Source organism: Amycolatopsis iheyensis (genome assembly GCF_024703995.1).
In the GTDB taxonomy this organism is placed as follows: Bacteria; Actinomycetota; Actinomycetes; order Mycobacteriales; family Pseudonocardiaceae; genus Amycolatopsis; species Amycolatopsis iheyensis.
The window spans coordinates 37,644-60,027 of the sequence record NZ_JAMXQV010000025.1 but is presented as its reverse complement, the minus strand read 5'-3'; the positions used below and the strand labels follow the sequence as shown (position 1 = coordinate 60,027).

The following is a 22,384-nucleotide window of genomic DNA, read 5'->3' as shown; positions in this document are numbered from 1 at the left end:
TCCGGAGGTGGTCGTGGTCAGAACTCGCAGGGCAGCCGCTTGACCCCGTTGACGAAGCCGGCGACGAGCCGGTCGGGCGGGCCGGCGGCGCGGATGCCCGGCAGTCGCCGCAGGAGCTCGCCGAGCAGCACCGTGATCTCGTGCCGGGCCAGGTGCGCGCCGAGGCAGTAGTGCGGCCCCCACCCGCCGAAGGTGACGCTCTGCCGGGTGTCGCGGGTGATGTCGAAGCGCTGGGGTTCGGCGAACACCGTTTCGTCGCGGTTGGCCGACCAGTAGAACAGCAGGAGCTTCTCGCCCTCCTCGAAGCGCAGTCCGCCGAGCGCCACCCCGGGCCGGGCCACGGTCCGGCGCATCCAGTTGATCGGCGGCGCGTAACGCAGGATCTCCTCGACCGCGGGGCCGAGGCGGCCGTCGAGATCCGCGGTCAGCAACGCCTTCTGCGCGGGGTGCTCGGTGAGCAGCCGCAGGGCGTGCGCGAGCGCGTTGCGGGTGGTCTCGTTGCCCGCCAGGACGAGCAGGATGAAGAAGGAGCCGACCTCGGACGCGGTGAGCCGCTCGCCGTCGACGTTGGCGGTGGACAGCGCCGTCACCAGGTCGTCGGCCGGGCGCCGCTGCCGGTGCTCGCACAGGTCCAGCACGAGCTGCTGCAATGTCCCGCAGGCCTGCAGCACTTCGGCCGCCCACGCCTGCGGACCGCCGGGTGTGTACTCCGGGTCGGCGGCGCAGACGAAGAGGGTGGACAGCCGGTTGACGGTCGCCCGCTCGCGCTCGGGGATGCCGATGAGGTCGCAGATGACCGTCAGCGGCAGCCGCGCGGCGACGTGCTCGACGAAGTCCGACGGGCCCCGCTCGGCGAGCTCGTCGACGATGCCCGCCGCGGTCGCCCGCACCCCGGAGACGAGCCGCTGCACGGCGCGGTGGGTGAACGCGCGGTTGACGACGCGGCGCATCTTCGCGTGCCGCGGGCCGTCGAAGTTGATCAGGGAGTCGAAGTAGTGGGCGTAGCCGGGGTCGGGGTTCTCGAGGGCGGTGGCGATCGGCGCGGAGGTGAAGTCGGCCGGGCGCCTGCTCACCTCGACGACGTCGGCGTGCCGCACCACGGCGTGGTAGCCGGGGCCCATCGGCACCACGTGCTGCACGGGCTCGGGGAAGAACGCCAGGCCCGGCAACGCCCGCAGCCGGGCGAACGCGGCGTCGCGTTCGGCCACGGGCGCCTGCCAGAAACTCATGTCGGACAACGGGATGTCGTCGATCGCGGTGCTTTCCCGGGGCAGCGGCACGGCTTGTCGCCTTTCGTCGGTGGGGATGGCTTCGCCCTCAGCCGGGCACGTGCAGGACCAGCCGGGCGTCGCCCAGGTCGTCCTGCCACTCGTCCAGGACGCGCGTGGTCGTCTGCTCGCCGCTGCGGGCGTGCCGGATCGTGACGATCCGATCGCCCGGGGCGTACACGGCGTGCTTGTCCCACCACGCCCGGAACGAGTCGCTCACCGCGGTGAGGGCGCCGACCAGCGCGTCGAGCCGGGGGTGGCCGTACCAGCCCGCCGCTGCCCAGCGCAGCCGCGCGACCTGGGCGCGGGCCTCGGCTTCCCAGTCGACGATCCGGTCACGGGCCGCGTCGGCGGTGAACATCCACCAGAGGAGGTTCCGCTCGGCGTCGGGCATCCGGCCGAAGTCGCCGTACTGGTCGACGGCCGCGTCGTTCCACCCCAGCACGTCGCCGAAGCGCGAGGTGGCGAGGGCGGGCAGTGGGTTCAGCGCCTTGGTCAGCTCCCACAGCCGGGCGCTGTCCTGTTCGGTGGCCGGCCGGTGCATCGGGTCCCGTTGCGCCAGCCGGCTCAGGTAGACGCGCTCCCCGTCCGAGAGCCGGAGCACGTCCGCGATGCCGTCGAGGTTCTTCGCCGACGGCGACACCGAACGCGCCTGCTCGAGGTAGGTGTACCAGGTCGGGCTCATCCCGGCGAGCACCGCGATCTCCTCGCGGCGCAGCCCGGGGGTCCGCCGGCGGGCCCCGCGGTGCAGCCCCAGCTCGGCCGGATCGGTGCTCTCGCGGCGCTTGCGCAGGAAGTCGGCGAGCTCCCGCCGCCGGATTTCGTCGCTCTCCACCGGCGGGTGGTACTGGCTCGGGATCGGGAGCCGCCGGCCGCCACCGGCGTCGTCCGGCGCCGGTGCCTCTTCCGCCGGCAGCCGGACATGGCTCGACACGGGACTGGTCACACGATCCCCTCCTGGGTGTGGCCGGCGCGGGGGCGCGGCCGGTCGGAAACGGCGTCCGCCGCGCCGAGCTCGGCGACGAGGCGGCCGGTCAGGTCGTCGGCGGTGGGGTGCTCGAACACGACGGTGCCGGGCAGCGCCAGGCCGGTGGCGGCGTTGAGCCGGTCACGCAGTTCGAGCGAGGTGAGCGAGTCGAACCCGAGGTCCCGCAGCTCCACACCGCTCAGCGACTCGGGCGGCTCGTGGGCGAGCACGGCGGCGACGGTGGTGCGCACCAGCTCGAAGACCAGGTCGTACCGCTCCCGCGGCGGCTGTCCGGCGAGCTTGGCCACGAAGTCCGCCCGCGCCGCACCGCCGTCGGCTGCCGGGCGCAGGCCGGCGCGGGCCCGCAGGGTGGCGAGGTCGAGCCGGGCCGCGACGAGCGTCGGCTGCCCGGCGGTGAGCGCTTCGTCGAAGAGCGCCAGCCCATCGGCGACGGGCATCGGCAGCACCCCGGCCCCGGCGAGGCGGCCTCGGCCGGCGGCGTCGAGCTGCCCGGCCATGCCGTCCTCCGACGCCCAGAGCCCCCAAGCCAGCGACGTCGCCGGCAACCCGAGCCGGGCGCGGTGCGCGGCGAGCCCGTCGAGGAAGGCGTTGGCCGCGGCGTAGCCGGCCTGCCCGGCGCTGCCGAGCACCCCGGCCAGCGACGAGAACAGCACGAAGGCCGCCAGGCCCTCGGTCTGCCGGTGCAGTTGCCAGGCCGCACCGGCCTTCGGCTGGAGCACCGCGGCCAGCCGCGCGGGGGTCATGGTCGCGATCGGACCGTCGTCGAGCACGCCGGCCGCGTGCACCACGGCCCGCAATGGACGCTCGCTGGGGATTTCACCGAGCACGCGGGCCAGCGCGGCCCCGTCGGCGGCGTCGCAGGCGATGAGGTTCGCGCTTGCGCCCAGGTCGGCCAGTTCGGTGAGCAGCCGGGCCGCGGCGGGTGCATTTTGCCCGCGCCGGTTGAGGAGCAGCAGGTGCCGGACTCCGTGCCGGGTGACGAGGTGCCGCGCGATCAGCCTGCCCAGCGCGCCGGTCGCGCCGGTGACGAGGACGGTCCCGTCGGTCAGGGTGGCGCCGGTGCGGTGCGCCATGAGCTGTGCGGTGGTGGCCTGCTCGGACTGGATCGCGGGAACTGTTCCCTCGGCCAAGGCTGAGTCGGCGCGGTGCCCCACGAGCGGTGGTGTGGTGGCCATTCCGGACTGGATCGCAGACTCCGGCGTGCCGGAGCCGAGAACCGGCCCTTCGGCAGGGGCTGAGTCGGTGCGGTGCACCACAAGCCCTGCCGTGGCGGCCTGCCCCGACCGGACCTCAACCTCCGGCGTGCCGGAGCCGACAACCGCCCCCTCGGCCAAGACCGAGTCGGTCCGGTGCCCCACGAGCGGTGGTGTGGTGGCCTTTCCGGACTGGATCGCAGACTCCGGCGTGCCGGAGCCGAGAACCGGCCCTTCGGCAGGGGCTGAGTCGGTGCGGTGCACCACAAGCCCTGGCGTGGCGGCCTGCCCCGACCGGACCTCAACCTCCGACCCGCCAGAGCCGACAACCGCCCCCTCGGCCAAGACCGAGCCGCTCCCGTGCACCACAAGCCCTGCCGTGGCGGCCTGCCCCGACCGGACCTCAACCTCCGACCCGCCAGAGCCGACAACCGGCCCGCCGGCAAGCGCAGCGCCGGTGCGATGCACCACAAGCCCTGGCATGGCGGCCTGCCCCGACCGGACCTCAACCTCTGGCCCGCCAGAGCCGACAACCGCCCCCTCGGCCAAGACCGAGTCGCTCCCGTGCACCACAAGCCCTGCCGTGGCGGCCTGCCCCGACCGGACCTCAACCTCCGGCCCGCCGGAGCCGACAACCGCCCCCTCGGCCAAGGCCGAGTCGGTCCGGTGCCCCACGAGCGGTGGTGTGGTGGCCTGGCCCGACCGGTTCGCAAGCTCCGGCCCGCCGCCAAGGGCGGCGCCGGTGCGGTGCACCACGAGCCGTGGCGTGGCGGCCTGCCCCGACCGGATCGCGAGCTCCGGCGCGCCGGTGGCGAGCGCCGCGGGAACCGCGCGCCAGGACGCCGCGGTGTCGTCGGTGTCCAGCAGCACGAACCGGCCGGGCTCTTCGGCCTGCGCCGCGCGCACCAGACCCCAGACGGCGGCCGCCGCCGGGTCGATGTCGTCCGTAGGCCGGGTGGCGACCGCGGCCGTCGTCGCCACGATGAGCCGGGCCGCGGCGAACCGCGGGTCGGCCTGCCACTGCTGGACCTCGGCGAGCACCCGTGCGCACCGCCGCTCGGCGCGGACCGCCGCATCGGCCTCGCCGGCTTCGGCGGCCGTGGCGAGCAGCACCAGGTCCGGCGGGCTCGCCCCAGCGTCGAGCGCGGCGCGGAGGTCGCGCACGGTGGCGTACCGCTCGACGTCCGGCCCACCCTCGCCCACCACGACCAACCCAGCCGAAAACCGGTCGCCCGTCGCGAGCGGTGACCACGCCTGCCTACGCAGCACCGGACGCCCGGCGCCGAGGTCGGCCAGGGATACCGCCCGGGTGTGCAACTGCGCCACTTCCAGCACGGGCACCCCGCGCTCGTCCGCGACCGTCACCGACACCGAACCGCCCCCGGCGCGGGTGAGCCGCGCCCGGACAGCCGCCGGACGGCCGCCGTGGAACCGGACCCCGGCCCACGCGTGCGGCAACCGGACCGAACCGGACGGTTCCGCCAGTGCCAGCGGGTGCAGGACCGCGTCGAAGAGGGCCGGGTGCAGCCGCCAACCCTCGACGTCCAGTGCGTCGGAGGCCGCCTCGACATCCAGGTCCTCGCCCTGTCGCCAGGCCGCGCGCACGGCCCGGAAGGCCGGTCCGTAGCCGAGGCCCGACGCGGCCAGCCGCGGATACGCGCCGGCGAGGTCGATCTCCTCCCCTGCGCCGGGTGTCCGGGCGGGCAAGGCATCGGCGGGGGTCCCGTCGTCGGCGACGAGCGCCCCGGTCGCGTGTTCGGTCCAGGCGTTCGTGTGCAGCCGTCCGTGGATGGTGATCGCGGCGGCGCCCGTCCCGTCGGCGGCCGCGACCCGCACCTGGACGTCGACCGCCCCGGTCTCCGGCACCGGCAGCGGCACCTGGACGACCAGCTCGCGCACCACCGGCCGGCCGGCCTGCGCACCCGCGTGCAGCGCGAGGTCGACGAACGCGGTGCCGGGCAGCAGGACCACGCCCGAGACGGTGTGGTCGGCGAGCCAGGGCTGCCGCCGGAGCGAGACCTGTCCGGTGAGCACGACGCCGCCGTCGGCCAGTTCGACCGCCGCGTCCAGCACCGGATGGCCCGCGTCGGCGGGCTGCGGCGTGAGCCAGAACCGCTGGTGCCGGAAGGGATAGGTGGGCAAGTCGGCGGGCCGGATGTCGGCCGGGAACACCGCGGAGACGTCCGGTCGCACACCCGCGGCGAACAGCCGCGCCAGCATCGTGACGGCCGCGTCCGGCTCGGGTTCGTCCTTGCCGAGCACCGCGACGACCGCGGGTTCGGGCGTGGTCCCGGCGACCGTGGCGGTGACGTCCGGCAGCAGCACCGGGGTCGGGGAAAGCTCCAGGAACGCGGTCACCCCGCGGTCCCGCATGGTCCGGACGCAGTCGGCGAACCGCACGCCACGACGCAGCTGCCCGGCCCAGTAGCCGGCGGAGCGCAGCTGCTCGCCGGTCGCCTGCTCACCCGTCACGGTCGAGATCAGCGGAATGGTCGCGGGGTGCAGCGTCAGCCCGCCGACGACGGCGCGGAACTCCTCGGCGGCCTGGTCCAGGTGGGCCGAGTGGAACGCGTGGCTGACCCGCAGCCGGGTGGTGCGCCTGCCGCGCGAGCGCCAGTGCGCCACCAGGTCGAGCACGGCTCCGGCGTCCCCGGAGACGACGACCGACCCGGGCGCGTTCACCGCGGCGACGGACACGCCCTCGCCCGGGTCGCCCAGTTCCGCCTCGTCCGCCTCGATCGCGGCCATCGCGCCGCCGGTGCGCGCGGCCTGCATCAGCCGGCCGCGGGCGGCGACCATGGTGCACGCGTCGGCGAGCGACAGCACCCCGGCGACGTGCGCGGCGGTCAGTTCGCCCAGCGAGTGGCCCGCCACGCAGCCGGGCACCAGTCCCCAGCTCTCCACCAGCCGGTACAGCGCGACCTCGACGGCGAAGAGCGCGGGCTGGGTCCAGGCGGTGTCGTGCAACGCCGGGTCTTCGTCGCCGTCCAGGCCGATGACCGCCCGCAGGGGCCGGTCCAGGTGGCGATCCAGCTCGGCGCACACGGCGTCGAACGCGGCGGCGTACACCGGGAACGCCGCCGCCAGCTCGCGGCCCATCCGGTGGCGCTGGCTGCCCTGGCCGCCGAACAGCACGGCGAGCTCGCCGTCGCCGGCCGTGCCGGTGACGACGGACGAGCCCCCGTCCGCGAGCTTCCGCAAGCCGGCCAGCAGCTCCGCCCGAGTCCGTCCGACGATCCCCGCGCGTGCGGGGAACACGCTCCGCCGCGCGAGGGCCGCTCCGGTCGCGGTGGTCGAGTGCCCGGGGTGCGCGAGCAGGAAGTCACGCAGCTGCCCGGCGCGCCTCCGCACTCCCGCCGCCGTGGGCGCCGACACCACCCACGGCACCACGGCGCCGTCGGGGGCCTCGGGCGCGGCTGGCTCGTCGGGGCCCTGCTCCAGCACGACGTGTGCGTTGGTGCCGCTGATGCCGAACGACGAAACACCCATCCGCCGCGGCACGCCGCGGTCCGGCCAAGGCGTCGTCTCGCGCAGCAGGCGCACCGGTCCGCGGGTCCAGTCGACGTGGGGTGTCGGCCGGTCGACGTGCAGCGTGGGCGGCAGCACGCCGTGCCGCATCGCCTGCACCGCCTTGATGATCCCGGCGACACCCGCAGCCGCCTGCGCGTGCCCGATGTTGGACTTCACCGAGCCGAGCCAGAGCGGCCGCGCACGTCCCGCTCCGTAGGTCGCCAGCAGCGCCTCGGCCTCGACGGGATCGCCGAGCGGGGTCCCGGTGCCGTGCGCCTCGACGGCGTCGACGTCGTCCGGGGCGAGCCCGGCGTCGGCGAGGGCCCGCCGCACCACGCGCTCCTGCGCGGGCCCGCTCGGGGCGGTGAGCCCGTTGCTGGTGCCGTCGGAGTTGACCGCCGAGCCGCGCAGCACGGCCAGCACCCGGTGGCCGTGGCGCCGGGCGTCGCCGAGCCGTTCGAGCAGGAGCAGCCCGGCGCCCTCGGAGAGCGCGGTGCCGTCGGCGGCCGCGGCGAACGGCTTGCAGCGGCCGTCGGGGGCGAGCCCGCGCCGGCGGCTGAACTCGAGGAGGGCGGCTTCGGTGGCCATCACCGTGACCCCGCCGGCCAGTGCGAGCCGGCATTCGCCGGCACGCAGCGCCTGGGCGGCCAGGTGCACCGCGACCAGCGAAGACGAGCAGGCCGTGTCCACCGTGATCGCCGGGCCGGCGAAGCCGAGGTGGTAGGCGACCCGCCCGGACGCGACGCTGCCCGCGCTGCCGGTGACGAGGTAGCCCTCGGTTTCCGCGGTGGGCCGCGTCGCCCGGGTCCGGTAGTCGCCGTACATGACGCCGGTGAAGACGCCGACCGGCTCGCCGCGCAACGAGTGCGGGTCGAGGGCCGCGTGCTCCAGGGTCGCCCACGCCGTTTCCAGGAGCAGCCGTTGCTGGGGGTCGGTGGCGGTCGCTTCCCGGGGGGTCATGCCGAAGAACTCCGCGTCGAAGCCCGCCGCGTCGGCGAGGAAGCCCGCCTCCCGCGTGTAGATCGTGCCGGCGCGGGCGGGGTCGGGATCGTAGAGCGCGTCGAGGTCCCAGCCCCGGTCGGCGGGGAACGGCCCGATCGCGTCCCCGCCTTCGGCGACCAGCCGCCACAGCTCGTCGGGGCCGTGCACGCCGCCCGGGAAGCGGCACCCCATGCCGACGATCGCGATCGGCTCGGCGGAGGGGGCGCGGACCACCTCGGCGGGCCCGGCCGGTTCGCCGGACAGCTCGCTCCGCAGGTGGCGGGCCAGGGCGTCCACGTCGGGGTGGTCGAACACGACGGAGGTGCGCAGCCGGAGCCCGGTGGCGGCGGCAAGCCGGTTGCGCAGTTCGACGGCGGTGAGCGACTCCATGCCGAGCCGGCTGAAGGTGCGATCCGCCGGCAGCGCCCCGCGGTAGCCGAGGACGGCGGCGGTGAGCCCGGCGACGAGTTCACGCAGTTCCCGCTCCTGCTCGGCCGGTGGGAGGCGACGCAGCCGATCCCCCGGCCGCGACGGCGGGGGCGCGGCGGCGGCGTGCGGCGGGGGCGCTGTTGGGCTCGCGGCGGCTTCGCTCGGTAGGAGCGCTGCCGGGGTCGCGGCGGCTTCGCTCGACAGCAGCCCCGCTGGGCTCGCAGCAGCTTCGCCCGACAGCAGCCCCGCCACGGTCTCAGCGGCGTCGCGCGAAAGCAGCGGCGCCGAGGGCACAGCGGCGTCGCTCGACAGCAGCCCCGCTGGGGTCGCAGCGGCTTCGCCCGACAGCAGCCCCGCCGCGGTCTCAGCGGCGTCGCGCGAAAGCAGCGGCGCCGAGGGCGCAGCAGCGGCGCGCGACAGCAGCCCCGCTGGGCTCGCGGCGGCTTCACTCGACAAGAGCCCCGCCGCGGTCGCAGTGCCTTCGCGCGACCGGAGCGCCGCCGGGTCGAGCTGGGCCGGGACCACCACCGGGTGCGTTCCCGCGAGCGCCGCGTCGAGCATCGCGAGTGCCCGTTCCGTGGGCATCGGCGTCAGGCCCGAGCGCCGCAGCCGCGCGCGGTCGATGTCGGTGAGTGAGCCGGTCAACCCGCTCTCGGCCGCCCACAGCCCCCAGGCGAGCGACCGGGCCGGGAGGCCGAGCGCCGCCCGGTGTCCGGCCAGCGCGTCGAGGAAGGCGTTCGCGGCCGCGTAGCCGGCCTGGCCCGCGGTGCCGGTCGTCCCGGCGATCGAGGAGAACAGCACGAACTCGGCCAGGTCGAGGTCGCGGGTCTGTTCGTGCAGGTGCCAGGCGCCCGCCGCCTTGGCGTGGAACACCGGCCCGAGCCGGGCCGGGGTGAGCGCTTCGACGGTGCCGTCGCCGAGCACCCCCGCCAGGTGGAACACGGCGGTCAGCGGGTGCTCGGCGGGGATCCCGCGCAGCAGGGCCGCCACCGCGTCCGGGTCCCCGACGTCGCAGGCGGCCACGGTGACGACAGCGCCCAGCTCCCGCAGGTCCGCGGCCAGCTCGGCGGCGCCGGTGGTGTCCGGGCCGCGGCGGCCGGCCAGCACGAGGTGCCGCACGCCGTGCCCGGTCACCAGGTGCCGCGCGACGACCGAGCCGAGCGTGCCGAGCCCGCCCGTCACGAGCACGGTGCCGTCCCGGTCGAGGGGCCGGGCGGGAGCGGAACCCGCGGCCGGCACCAGGCGTGGGGCGGTGAACCCGTCCGCGCGCAGGGCGAGCTGCGGTTCGCCGGTGGCCAGCGCCTCGGCCAGCTGCCGCGCCGACGGCGGCGCGAGCGCATCCAGCAGAACGATCCGGCCGGGGTGCTCGGTCTGCGCCGACCGCCCGAGCCCCCACCCGGCGGCCGCCGCCGGGTCGGCGGGATGCGGGTCACCGGCCGCGCCCGCGGTGAGCAGCACGAGCGGCGGCCCGGCCGGTCCGGCGAGGTGACGCTGGATCGCGGCGAGCGCGTGCGCGGCAACTTCGCGCGCCGACGCGGCCAGGTCTGCTCCGCCGCCGTCCAGCCGGACCACCTCCGGCGTGACTGCAGAGGCCTCCCCATCACGCGCCGGCGCAACGACATCCGCCGCGCCACCGGGCCGCACCGGCCGCCAATCCACCCGCCACAACCGGACTGCGGGTCGCAGCACGAGCGAACCAGCGCGCAGCAGCGGCGCACCCGAGACATCGTCGACCGCAACCGACACCCGCCCCGCCGCGAGCAGCCGGATCCGGACCCGCGCCCGCGTCGCCCCAACGGCCGACAACGTCACCGAAGACCACTCGAACGGCAGCAGCGGCGCGGTCTCTTCACCCACCAGCAGCGCCGGATGCAGCGCCGCGTCCAGCAGAGCCGGGAAACCACCCGCCCCGATCCCGGCGGGCAGCTCGACCTCGGCCAGCACGTCCGGGCCCGACCGCCACGCCGCCGTCAGGCCGCGGAACGCGGGCCCGTAGCCGTAGCCCAGCCCGGCGAGCCGCGCGTAGCCGGCGGCGACGTCGATCGGGACCGCGCCCTCCGGTGGCCACTGGGCCGGCGGCCCGGGCACGTCCTCGGCGACCGGCTCGCCACACAGCAGACCGTCGGCGTGCCGGAGCTGGTCCGCGCCGGAGTGCACCGAGAACGCCCGCGTCCCGCCCGCGCCCGGTTCGGCCACCACGACCCGCAGGTGCGCGACGCCGTTCTCGGGCAGCACCAGCGGCGCGTGCAAGGTCAGCTCCGCGATCGCCGGGGTGCCGAGCTGCCGCCCGGCCCGGGCCGCGAGCTCCAGCACCGCCGTCCCGGGCAGCAGCCGGGTCCCCAGGACCGCGTGGTCGGCGAGCCATGGGTGGGTGCGCGAAGAGACCGAGGCGGTGAACAGGACACCACGGCCGTCGCCCAGCTCCGTCGGCGCGGACAGCTGCGGGTGGTCCGGCTCCCGGCCGGTGTCCAGCCAGAAGCGCGTGTGCTGGAACGGGTAGGTGGGCAGGTCGACCGGGCGGCCGGGCCCACCGCCGAGCACCGCGGGCCAGTCCACGGCGAGGCCGCGCACGTACCCCTCGGCCAACGACGTCCGGAAGCGCTCCAGGCCGCCCTGGTCCCGGCGGAGGGACCCCAGCACCACCGCGCCCGGGCCGGTGCCGTCGTCGGCCGTCTCTTCGATCGCCGCGGTCAGCACCGGGTGCGGGCTCGCTTCGACGAACCACGTGTGGCCCGCCGCGAGCAGCGCCCGGGTGGTCTCCTCGAACCGCACCGGCTGCCGGAGGTTGCGGAACCAGTACCCGGCGTCGAGACCGGTCGTGTCGAGCACCCCCGCGGTCACCGTCGAGTAGAACGGGATCGCCGACGCGCGCGGCGCGATCGGCGCGAGGAGCTCCAGCACCCGCTCGCGGATCGGCTCGACCCGCGGCGAGTGCGACGCGTAGCCGACCGGCACCCGCCGCGCCCGGATCCCGGCGGCGGCACACGCCTCGAGCAGCGCGTCGAGCGCTTCCGGCGCGCCGGAGACCACGGTCGCCGACGGCCCGTTGAGCGCGGCGACGTCGAGCGCGTCGCCCCACGGCTCGAGCAGCTCCGCCACGCGAGCCGCGGGCCGCGCCACCGACACCATGCCGCCCGTGCCGGTCAGCTCGGCGAGCGCCTGGCTGCGCAGCGCGACCACCCGCGCGGCGTCCTCGACCGTCAGCGCGCCGGCGACGCAGGCGGCCGCGATCTCGCCCTGCGAGTGGCCGGCGACCGCGTCGGGCACCACCCCGGCCGACCGCCACAGCTCGGCGATCGACACCAGCACCGCCCAGAGCACCGGCTGCACGACGTCGACCCGGTCGTGGCCGGGCGCGCCCCGCAGCATCTCCGGCAGCGACCAGTCCACGTGGGCGCTCAGCGCGGCCGAGCACTCGGCGAGCCGTTCGGCGAACACCGGCGAGGTGTCGAGCAGCTCCAGCGCCATGCCCGGCCACTGCGAGCCCTGGCCCGGGAAGACGAACACCGTCTTCCCAGCCGGCGACGGCGTTCCGGTGACCAGGCCGGGCAGCGGCCGTCCGGCGGCGAGCGCGTCGAGCCCGGCGAGGAACCCGGCCCGGTCGGCGGCGACCACCACGGCGCGGTGCTCGAACGGCGTCCGCGTGGTCGCGAGGGCGAGCCCGACGTCCGCCGGGTCCAGCGCGGCGACCCGAGCACGCACCCGGCCGGCGAGTTCGCGCAGCGGCCGTTCCTCGCGGGCCGAAAGCACCCACGCCGACGCGGTGCCGGGCGCGGCCGGGCGGTCGGCCGGCCGCGGCGCCTGCTCGAGGATCACGTGCGCGTTGGTCCCGCTGATCCCGAAGGCGGACACGCCCGCGCGGCGGGGGCGGCCGGTTTCGGGCCAGTCCACCGGCTCGGTGAGCAGCTCGGCCCGCCCCGCCGACCAGTCGACGTGCCCGGTCGGCTCGTCCACGTGGAGGCTTCGCGGCAGCCGGCCCGCGTGCATCGCCTGGACCACCTTGATCACCCCGGCCACCCCGGCGGCGGCCTGCGTGTGCCCGATGTTCGACTTCACCGAGCCGATCCGGACCGGCGGACCGCCCAGCCGGTCCTGCCCGTAGGTGGCGAGGATCGCCTGGGCCTCGATCGGGTCGCCGAGCGGTGTGCCGGTGCCGTGGGCCTCCACGACGTCCACGTCCGCCGCGGCCAGCCCGGCGTCGGCCAGCGCCTGCCGGATCACCCGCTGCTGGGCCGGTCCGCTCGGCGCGGTGAGCCCGTTGCTCGCGCCGTCGGAGTTGACCGCGGACGCGCGGACCGTGGCCAGCACCGGGTGCCCGTTGCGCAGCGCGTCGTCGAGCCGTTCGACCAGCAGCACGCCTGCGCCCTCGCTCCAGCCGGTGCCGTCGGCCGCGGCGGCGAAGGGCTTGCACCGGCCGTCGGGAGCGAGCCCGCGCTGCCTGCTGAACGCGACGAAGAGCCCGGGGGTCGCCATCACGGTGACGCCGCCGGCGAGCGCCAGGTCGCAGTCGCCCGCGCGCAGCGCCTGTGCCGCCAGGTGCAGCGCGACCAGCGACGACGAGCAGGCCGTGTCGACGGTGACGGCCGGCCCCTCGAGACCGAGCGCGTAGGCCACCCGGCCGGACGCGACGCTGCTGGTGATCGCCGTCGCGAGGTAGCCCTCGTAACCCGGCGCCTGCTTCAGCCGCTCGGCGTAGTCGTCGTACATCACGCCGGCGAAGACACCGGTGCGGCTGCCGCGCAGCGTCCGCGGGTCGATGCCCGCCCGCTCCAGCGTCTCCCAGCTCGTCTCCAGCAGGACGCGCTGCTGCGGGTCGGTCGCGAGGGCCTCGCGCGGGCTCATCCCGAAGAAGGCGGCGTCGAACCCGGCGGCGTCGTCGAGGAAACCGCCGTGCCGGGTGTAGCTGTGCCCGGCGGCGTCGGCGTCGGGGTCGTAGAGCGCGTCGACGTCCCAGCCGCGGTCGGCCGGGAACTCGCCGATGGCGTCGCGCTCGTCGTCGACCAGCCGCCACAGGTCCTCCGGGGACCGGACCCCGCCCGGGTACCGGCAGCCCATGGCGACGATGGCGATCGGTTCGTCGCTGCCGGCGAGAACCCGAGGGGCGGGTTCCCGCGCGGAGCCGAGCACCTCGGCCCGGATGTGGGCGGCCAGCGCCGCCGGTGTCGGCCGGTCGAACAGCACGGTCACGGGCAGCTTGAGCCCGGTGGCCGCGTTGAGCCGGCCGCGCAGCTCCACGGACATGAGCGAATCGACGCCCAAGCCGGTGAACGCCGTGGCCGGGGCGACGGCCTCGGCCGAGTCCAAGCCGAGGACCGCGGCCGCCTGCTCGCGCACCAGCGCCAACGTCAGCGCTTCCTGGTCGGCCGCGGAGGCCGCCGCGAGCCGCGCGGACCACGCCGGCCCGGCCGCCGTGACCTCGACATCACCGACGGCGGGAGCGGGCACCAGCTCGCGGAACACCGGCGCCTGCCGTCCGGCGCGGGCCTGGGCACGCAACGCCGCCAGGTCCAGCCGGGCGGCCACCAGCACCGCCTCGGACGCGCCGAGCGCGGCGTCGAACAGCGCCAGCCCGGCCTCCTCGGGCAGCGCCGCGACGCCGGACCGGCTCAGCCGCGCGAGGTCGGCGTCGGTGAGGTGCGCGGTCATCCCGCTCGGCCGCGCCCACAGCCCCCACGCCAGCGACGTGGCGGGCAGCCCGGCGGCCCGTCGCCGGTGGGCGAGGGCGTCCAGCGCCGCGTTCGCCGCGGTGTACCCCGCCTGGCCGGGGCTGCCGAGCGTGCCGGTGACCGAGGAGAACAGCACGAAAGCGGCCAGGTCGTGGTCGCGGGTCAGCTCGTGCAGGGCGAGCGCACCGTCCACTTTGGACCCGAGCGCGGTGTCGAGCCGGGCCGGGGTGAGCGCGGTGAGCACGCCGTCGTCGAGCGTCCCCGCCGCGTGCACGACCGCGCGCAAGGGACGGTCCGCCGGGATCCCGGCGAGCACCGCGGCGAGTGCTTCGCGGTCGGTCACGTCACAAGCGGCGAAGGCGACGTCCGCACCCAGCGCGGCGAGCTCGGCCGCGCCCTCCGCGTGCTCGCCGCGCCTGCTGACCAGGAGCAGGTGCCGCACGCCGTGCTCGGCGACCAGGTGCCGGGCGAGCCGAAGGCCCAGCGTGCCGGTGCCGCCGGTGACGAGCACCGTGCCGCCGCCGAGCGGCACCGGCGCCGCCGCCGCGGTGGTGCGGACGAGCCGGGGCGCGAGGCCCGTCCCCGCGCGCACCGCGAACTCCGGCTCGCCGGCGCCCACCAGCGCCCGCAGGGACTCCGCGTCGCCCGCGTGCTCGACGTCGGCCACCACGAACCGGCCCGGGTACTCGGCCACGGCGGTGCGCAGCAGCCCGTGCACCGCGGCTCCGGCGAGGGCGGGCACCGTGTCACCCGCGGGCACCGCACCCGAGGTCACCACCAGCAGCGTGGTGCGTTCGAGCACCTCGTGCGCCAGCCAGTCGCGCAGCAGCGCGTGCGCGCGGTGCACAGCTTGGTGCACGGAACCGCCGTCGAAGTCGGTCAAGTCGGCCACGACGACGTCCGGGCCGGCGCCACTCCGCCCGGCGGCGGACACGAGCGCGGCGACGTCGTCGTGCGCCTCGGCCGCGAGCCCGAACCGGCGCGCGGTCCCCAGCGCCGCCCACCGGCGCTCCACCGACGGCGGCGCCGCCGAGATCGGGGTGGTCCAGGAGACCCGCAGCAGGGGGTCGGCGGCCGGCGCGGCCCGCAACGTCAGCGAGCCGACCGTCGCCACCGGCGCGCCCGCCGTGTCCGCGAGCACCACGGACACGGCGTCCGGACCCGCGGGCCGCATCCGCACCCGCAGCTCGGTGGCCCCGGTCGTGTGGAGCCGGACGTCCCGCCAGGCGAACGGCAGCAGCCGGCGGCCCGGGTCGTGGAGCAGGCCGACGGCCGCGTGCAGGGCGGCGTCGAGCAGCGCCGGGTGCAGGCCCGCCCGGGCGGCGTCCGGGCGCTCGGGGGCGGCCAGCGCGACCTCCGCGAAAACGGTGTCGCCCTGCCGCCAGGCGGCCTTCAGCCCCCGGAACGCCGGGCCGTAGTGGTAGCCCTCGTCGGCGAGCCGCGCGTACAGCTCGTCGACGTCCACCGCGGCCGCGCCCGGTGGCGGCCACGCCCCGGTGAGGGCGACGCCGTCGCCGCCGTCGCCGAACGTCCCCGACGCGTGCAGCGTCCACAGCTCGCCGTCGGCCCGCGCGTAGACCCGCACGGTGCGCTGGTCTTCCGGCGGCCCGAGGGCGACCTGCACCTGCACCGCGCCTTGGCCGGGCAGCCTGAGCGGCTCGGCGATCACCAGCTCCGCCAGCCCCCGGCACCCGGCCCGGCGCCCGGCGGTGAGCGCGAGCTCGGCGAACGCGGCTCCCGGCAGCAGCACCGCGTCGCCCACCGCGTGGTCGGCGAGCCACGGCTGGGTGCGCGGCGACAACCGGCCGGTGCACAGCACCCCGCCGCCGTCGGCCACCGAAACTTCGGCGCCCAGCAGGAGGTGCTCCGCGGCGGCAAGCCCCAACGCCGTGACGTCCTGGGTGGCTCGGCTCGTGATCCAGTACCGGCGGCGCTGGAAGGGGTAGGTGGGCAGGTCGGCGGGCCGGACGTCGAGACCGGCGAACGCCGCCCGCCAGTCGACGGTCACGCCGTCGGCGAACGCCTCGGCCAGCGACCCGAGCAGCCGCCGCGGGCCCCCGTCGTCGCGGCGCAGCGAACCGGCCACGGTGACGTCGTCGCCGGCCGTGGTCCGCAGGGCCGCGGTCAGCACCGGGTGCGGGCTCATCTCGAGGAAGGCGTCGTGGCCGTCGTCCGCGAGCCCGCGCACCGCCTGCTCGAACAGGACGGTGCCGCGGAGGTTGCGGTACCAGTAGCCGGTGTCCAGCGCCTCGGCGCCGAGCAGGCCACCCGTCACCGTGGAGTGGAAGGCGACATCGGCCGGGCGCGGCGTGATCCCCGCGAGCAGCCGCTTCAGCTCGTCTTCGAGGTCCTCGACGTGCGGCGAGTGCGAGGCGTAGTCCACCGGCACCCGGCGCACCCGCACGTTCTCGGCTTCGCACCGGCGCTGCAGGCCGGCCAACGCGTCGAGGTCGCCCGCCACGACCGTCGCGGCCGGGCCGTTGACCGCGGCGACCGACAACCGGCCCGCTCCGGCGAGCCGGTCCCGCACCCGGTCCACCGGCAGCTCGACCGCCAGCATCCCGCCACGCCCGGCGATCGCCGTCAACGCCTTGCTCCGCAACGCCACCACGGCGGCGGCGTCGGACAGCGACAGAGCGCCGGCCACGCAGGCGGCGGCGATCTCCCCCTGCGAGTGACCGACGACGGCGGCGGGCTCCACGCCGAAGGACCGCCACACCTCGGCCAGTGACACCATCACCGCCCACAGCGCGGGCTGCACCACGTCGACCCGCTCGAGCAGGCCGGCCTCGGCCGGCGCGCGCACCACGTCGGCGAGCGTCCAGTCCACGTGCGGCCTCAGCGCGTCCGCGCACGCCGCCATGGACCGGGCGAACACCGGCGACGTCTCGAGCAGCTCGGCGCCCATCCCGGCCCACTGCGCGCCCTGGCCGGGGAAGACGAACACGGGTCTGCGCGCCACCACCGGGCCGGGCGGCTCGTCACGCGCCACCCGCGTCAGGCCGCGCCGCAGCTCGCCGATGGTCGCACCGATGACGACCGCGCGGTGCGCGAACACGGCTCGTCCGGTGGCGAGCGTGTACCCGGCGTCGGCGGGGTCGAGGTCGCCGACGTCGAGCAGCGCCCGGGCCCGCGCACGCAGCGCGTCCGCCGAGCGCGCGGTCAGCACCCAGGGCACGGGCACCGCCGGCCGCGGGGGCCGCTCGCCCGGAGCCGGCGCCTCCTCGATGATCAGGTGGGCGTTGGTGCCGCTGATGCCGAACGACGAGACGCCGGCCCGGCGCGGCCGGCCGTCAGCCGGCCAGGGCGCGGCCTCCGTGAGCAGCGACACCGCACCCGCGGACCAGTCGACCCGTGCCGACGGCGTGGCCGCGTGCAGCGTGCGCGGCAGCCGGCCGTGCCGCAGCGCGAGCAGCATCTTGATCAGCCCGCCGACCCCGGCGGCGGCCTGGGTGTGCCCGACGTTGGACTTCAGCGAGCCCAGTCTCAGCGGGCGGTGCGCCGGGCGGTCGCACCCGTACGTGGCGATCAGTGCCTGTGCCTCGATCGGGTCGCCGAGCGTGGTGCCGGTGCCGTGCGCCTCCACCGCGTCGACCTCGTCGCCGCGGAGCCCGGCGTCGGCGAGGGCCTGCCGGATCACCGACTCCTGCGCGCGGCCGCTGGGCGCGGTGAGGCCGTTGCTCGCCCCGTCCTGGTTGATCGCGGAGCCGCGGATGACGCCGAGGACCGGGTGCCCGGCGCGGCGCGCGTCGGAAAGCCGTTCCAGCACGACCATCCCGGCGCCCTCGGCCCAGCCGGTGCCGTCGGCGCCGGCGGCGAACGCCTTGCACCGCCCGTCGGGGGCGAGGCCGTGCTGCCTGCTGAACTCCACGAACATGCCGGGCCCGGCCAGCACGCAGACCCCGCCGGCGAGCGCGAGCGCCGACTCGCCCTGCCGCAGCGACCGGCACGCGAGGTGCAGGGCCACCAGCGACGACGAGCACGCGGTGTCGACCGTGACCGCCGGCCCGCCGAGGCCGAGCGCGTAGGCGATCCGGCCCGAAACGACGCTCGGCGTGCGCCCGGTGAGCAGGTAGCCGCCGGCCTCGCCGGCGGTCTCGTCCGGCCGCGGGCCGTATTCCTGCGCGGTCGCGCCGACGAACACGCCGGTGGCGCTCGCCCGCAGCGCGGCGGGGTCGAGGTTCGCGTGTTCCAGTGCCTCCCAAGCCGTTTCGAGGAGGACGCGCTGCTGCGGGTCCATCGCGGCCGCCTCGCGCGCGCTGATGCCGAAGAACGCGGGGTCGAACAGGTCGGCGTCGTAAAGGAATCCGCCGTACCGCGTGGCCGAGCCGCCGGGGCGGTTCGGGTCGCGCAGCCGGTCGAGGTCCCAGCCGCGGTTGTCCGGGAACTCGCCGATCGCGTCGACCCCGCCGTCGACCAGCCGCCACAGGTCGTCGGGATTCCGCACACCGCCTGGGTAGCGGCACGCCATGCCGACGACGGCGATCGGCTCACCGGCCGCCGCGGCGACTTCCGAGGCCGGGTCCGGGTTCCGGCGCGCGAGGGGCTCGCCCAGCTCGGCGGGGGTCGGGAGCCGGCGCGCGAGGTGCTCGGCCAGCTCGGCCGAGTCCGGGAGCCGGCGCGCTAGGTGCTCACCCAGCTCGACCGGGTCCGGATGCCGGTGCACGAGGTGCTCGCCCAGCTCGACCGGGTCCGGGTCCCGGTGCACGAGGTGCTCGCCCAGCTCAGCCGCCGCCGGGAGCCGGCGCGCGAGGTGCTCGCCCAGCTCGACCGGGTCCGGGTCCCGGCGCGCGAGGTGCTCGCCCAGCTCAGCCGCCGCCGGGAGCCGGCGCGCGAGGTGCTCGCCCAGCTCGACCGGGTCCGGATGCCGGCGCGCGAGGTGCTCGCCCAGCTCAGCCGCCGCCGGGAGCCGGCGCGCTAGGTGCTCAGCCAGCTCGGCGGGGGTCGGGAAGTCATACAGCAGCGTGTCCGGCAGCCGGGTCCCGGTCGCCTCGCCGAGCAGGCCGGCCACCTCGACCGCGGCGAGCGAAGCGAACCCCTGCTCGCGGAAGTCCCGGCCGGGATCGACAGCGTCCGGCCCGGCGTGCCCGAGCACGGCCGCGGCGGTGGCGCGGACGAGCTCGAGAAGCTCGGGGCCGCTGCGGCCGGCGGCGGCCGGCGCGGCGGGGCGCGCCGGCGGTGCGGTGTCGGTGAGCCAGTGCCGGGTGCGGTCGAAGGCGTAAGTGGGCAGCGGGACACGCCGCGGTCGCGCCGGGGCCAGCACCGCGGCCCAGTCGACGGGGACGCCCCGGACGTGCGCCTCGGCAAGTGCGGCGAGGACGGTGTAGGGCTCGTCGCGCTCCGCCCGCAGAGCCGGGACGACGACGGTGCCGGGCGACCCGGCCAGGCACGCGCGTGCCATCGGGCTGAGTACCGCGTCCGGGCCCAGCTCGACGAACACGGTGGCACCCCGGTCACGCGCATGGCGCACGCCGTCGGCGAAGCGCACGGTGCCCCGCAGCTGCCGGGCCCAGTAGTCGGCGGACCCCAGCTCGGCGGTGGTCAGCGGCTCGCCGGTGAGGGTGGAGACGACGGGGATCGCCGGTTCGGCCGCGCGCAGCCCGCGCACGGCGGCGCGGAACTCGTCGAGCACGCCGTCCATGTGCGGCGAGTGGAAGGCGTGGCTCACGCGAAGCCTGCTGCTCCGGCGGCCTCGGGCGCGCGCCCACGCGACCACCTCGGCCACCGCGTCCTCGTCGCCGGACACGACCACCGCCGACGGTCCGTTGACCGCCGCGAGCGACACGCGTTCTTCCTTGCCGCGCAACCATTCGGTCAGCTCGTCCGGGTCGGCTTCGACCGCCGCCATCGCCCCGGACGCGGGAGCCGCCTCCATCAGCGCACCGCGCGTCACGACGAGTTCGGCGGCGGCGGCCGGCGTCAGCCCACCACCGACCTGGGCGGCGGCCAGCTCGCCGACGGAATGGCCGACGAGGTGACCCGGGGTCAGGTGCCAGGCCGAGAACAGCCGGAACAGCGCCACTTCCACGGCGAACAGCGCCGGCTGCGTGTAGCGGGTGCGGTCGAGCCGTTCGGCGGCCGGGGAGCCGGGCTCGGCGAACACCAGGTCCCGCACCCGGACGTCGAGGTGGGTGTCGAGCTGCGCGCAAACCTCGTCGAACGCGTCGGCGAACACCCGGTGGGCGCGGTAGAGCTGCCGGGCCATCCCGGGACGCTGGCTGCCTTGCCCGGCGAACAGGAACGCCACCCCCGGTGCCCGCGGTCCCGCCGTCCCGCGCACGACCCCCGCCGCGGGCATGCCGCTCGCCAGCCCGCCCAGCCCGGCGAGCAGTTCACCGTCGTCGTGGCCGAGCACCACGGCACGCTCTTCGAACGCGGTCCTGGTGCGGACGAGCGAGAACGCGGTGTCCACCGCAGACCAGGCCGATCGCTGATGCCGAAGCCCGCGGTGCACGGCGGCGGCGTCGGTGTTCTGGGCGGATTCGGCGGCGCCGCCAGCACCCCGAGCGAGTTCGGCGGCGCCGGTCCCCCGGGCGAGTTCGGCGGCGCCGCCGGCACCCCGAGCGGATTCGGCGGCGGCGGTCCCCCGGGCGAGTTCGGCGGCGTCCCCAACACCCCGAGCGAGTTCGGCGGCGCCGCCAGCACCCCGAGCGGATTCGGCGGCGCCGGTGCCCCGAGCGAGTTCGGCGGCGTCGGTGCCCCGGGCGAGTTCGGCGGCGCCGCCAGCACCCCGAGCGGATTCGGCGGCGGCGGTCCCCCGGGCGAGTTCGGCGGCGTCCCCAACACCCCGAGCGAGTTCGGCGGCGCCGCCAGCACCCCGAGCGGGTTCGGCGGCGTCGGTGCCCCGAGCGGGTTCGGCGGCGTCGCCAACACCCCGAGCGAGTTCGGCGCCGTCCCCAACACCCCAAGCGAGTTCGGCGTCGCGGGTCACCGCATCGCGCAGCCGCTCGGCCTGGCCGCGCAGGGCCGGCCCGCTGCGTGCCGACAGCACCCACCCGACCACGTCAGGCGCCGCGCCGCCGGACCGGGGCCGCTCGGGCGCCGGTCCTTCGGCCAGCACCACGTGGCAGTTCGTGCCGCCCATGCCGAAGGAGCTGACCCCGGCCAGCAGCCGTCGCCGCGGGTGCGGCCACGGTCCGTCCTCGGTGTGCACCCGCAGCTTCAGCTCGGCCAGCGGAATGCCCGGGTTCGGCGTCGTGAAGTTCAGGCTCCGCGGCAGCCACCGGTGGCGGATGCCGAGCACCGCCTTCAGCAGCCCGGTGACACCGGCCGCACCTTCGAGGTGCCCGACATTGGTCTTCACGGAACCGACCAACAGGCTTTCGGCGCGGCCCACGCCATACACCGCACCCAGCGCGGCGGCTTCGGCCCGGTCGCCGCGCACGGTGCCGGTGCCGTGCAGCTCGACGTACTGCAGGTCGGCCGGGCTGACGCCGGCCCGCTCGCACGCGGCGCGCAGCACCAGTTCCTGGCCGTGCGGGTCCGGCGCGGTCAGGCCGTCCGTGGCGCCGTCGCCGGTGACGGCGCTGCCCAGCACCACGCAGTACACGGGATCGCCGTCCGCGAGCGCGGCGGCCAGCGGCTTCAGGACGACGGCGGCGCCGCCTTCACCACGCACGTAGCCGTTGGCGCGCGCGTCGAAGGTGAAGCAGCGCCCGTCGGGGGACAACCCACCGAACTCGTCGGCGCCGAGCATGCTGTCGGGCGCCGCGATCACGTTGACCCCACCGGCGATCGCGAGGTCGGACTCGCCGCTGCGCAGGCTCTCGCACGCCAGGTGCACCGCCACGAGCGACGACGACTGTCCACTGTCGACGGTGAAGCTCGGCCCGTGCGCACCGAGCAGGTAGGACAGCCGGTTGGCGACGAGTCCGCGGTTCCGCCCGGTGAGCGTGTGCCTTCCGACGCCGTCGATCCCGAGCCTCGCGCCCAACGTCGTGTAGTCGTCGCCGATCGCCGCGGCGAACACGCCGGTCCGGGTGCCGTGCAGCGTTGCGGGCACGATCGCCGCGTCCTCGACGGCCTCCCACCCCAGCTCCAGCAGGAGCCGCTGCTGGGGGTCCATCGCCGCGGCCTCGCGCGGTGAGATGCCGAAGAACGCGGCGTCGAAGGTGGCTATCCCGTCGAGGAACGCACCGTGGCGGAGGGCGGGCGACGGGTGGCCGGCGAAGGCCGCCGGGTCCCACCGGTCCTCGGGCACTTCCCCGACAGCGCTTACTCCCTCGCGCAGCAACCTCCAGAACGCGCCGGGATCCGGTGCCATCGGCAACCGGCAAGCGACGCCGATGACCGCGATCGGCCCAGGTTTCTCTCGTGCGCCCACAGCATGCTCGCCCCCCTCGCGCATGG

The 22,384-nt window shown here is 76.6% G+C and carries 2 protein-coding genes and 1 pseudogene; all 3 read right to left on the bottom strand.

The features are described from left to right. Positions 1-17: 17 nt before the first annotated feature. Entirely contained in the window at positions 18-1,280 is a 1,263-nt protein-coding gene (locus tag M8542_RS36975) for a cytochrome P450 (RefSeq protein WP_257924991.1), read from the bottom strand. 37 nt (positions 1,281-1,317) lie between these two features. Then, complete coding sequence (locus M8542_RS36970) at positions 1,318-2,214, bottom strand: helix-turn-helix transcriptional regulator (protein WP_257924990.1); 897 nt, start codon at positions 2,212-2,214, stop codon at positions 1,318-1,320. A 92-nt stretch (positions 2,215-2,306) separates the two neighbouring features. Next, positions 2,307-22,382, bottom strand: a pseudogene (locus M8542_RS36965) (SDR family NAD(P)-dependent oxidoreductase); the annotation flags it as partial. Positions 22,383-22,384 lie beyond the last annotated feature (2 nt).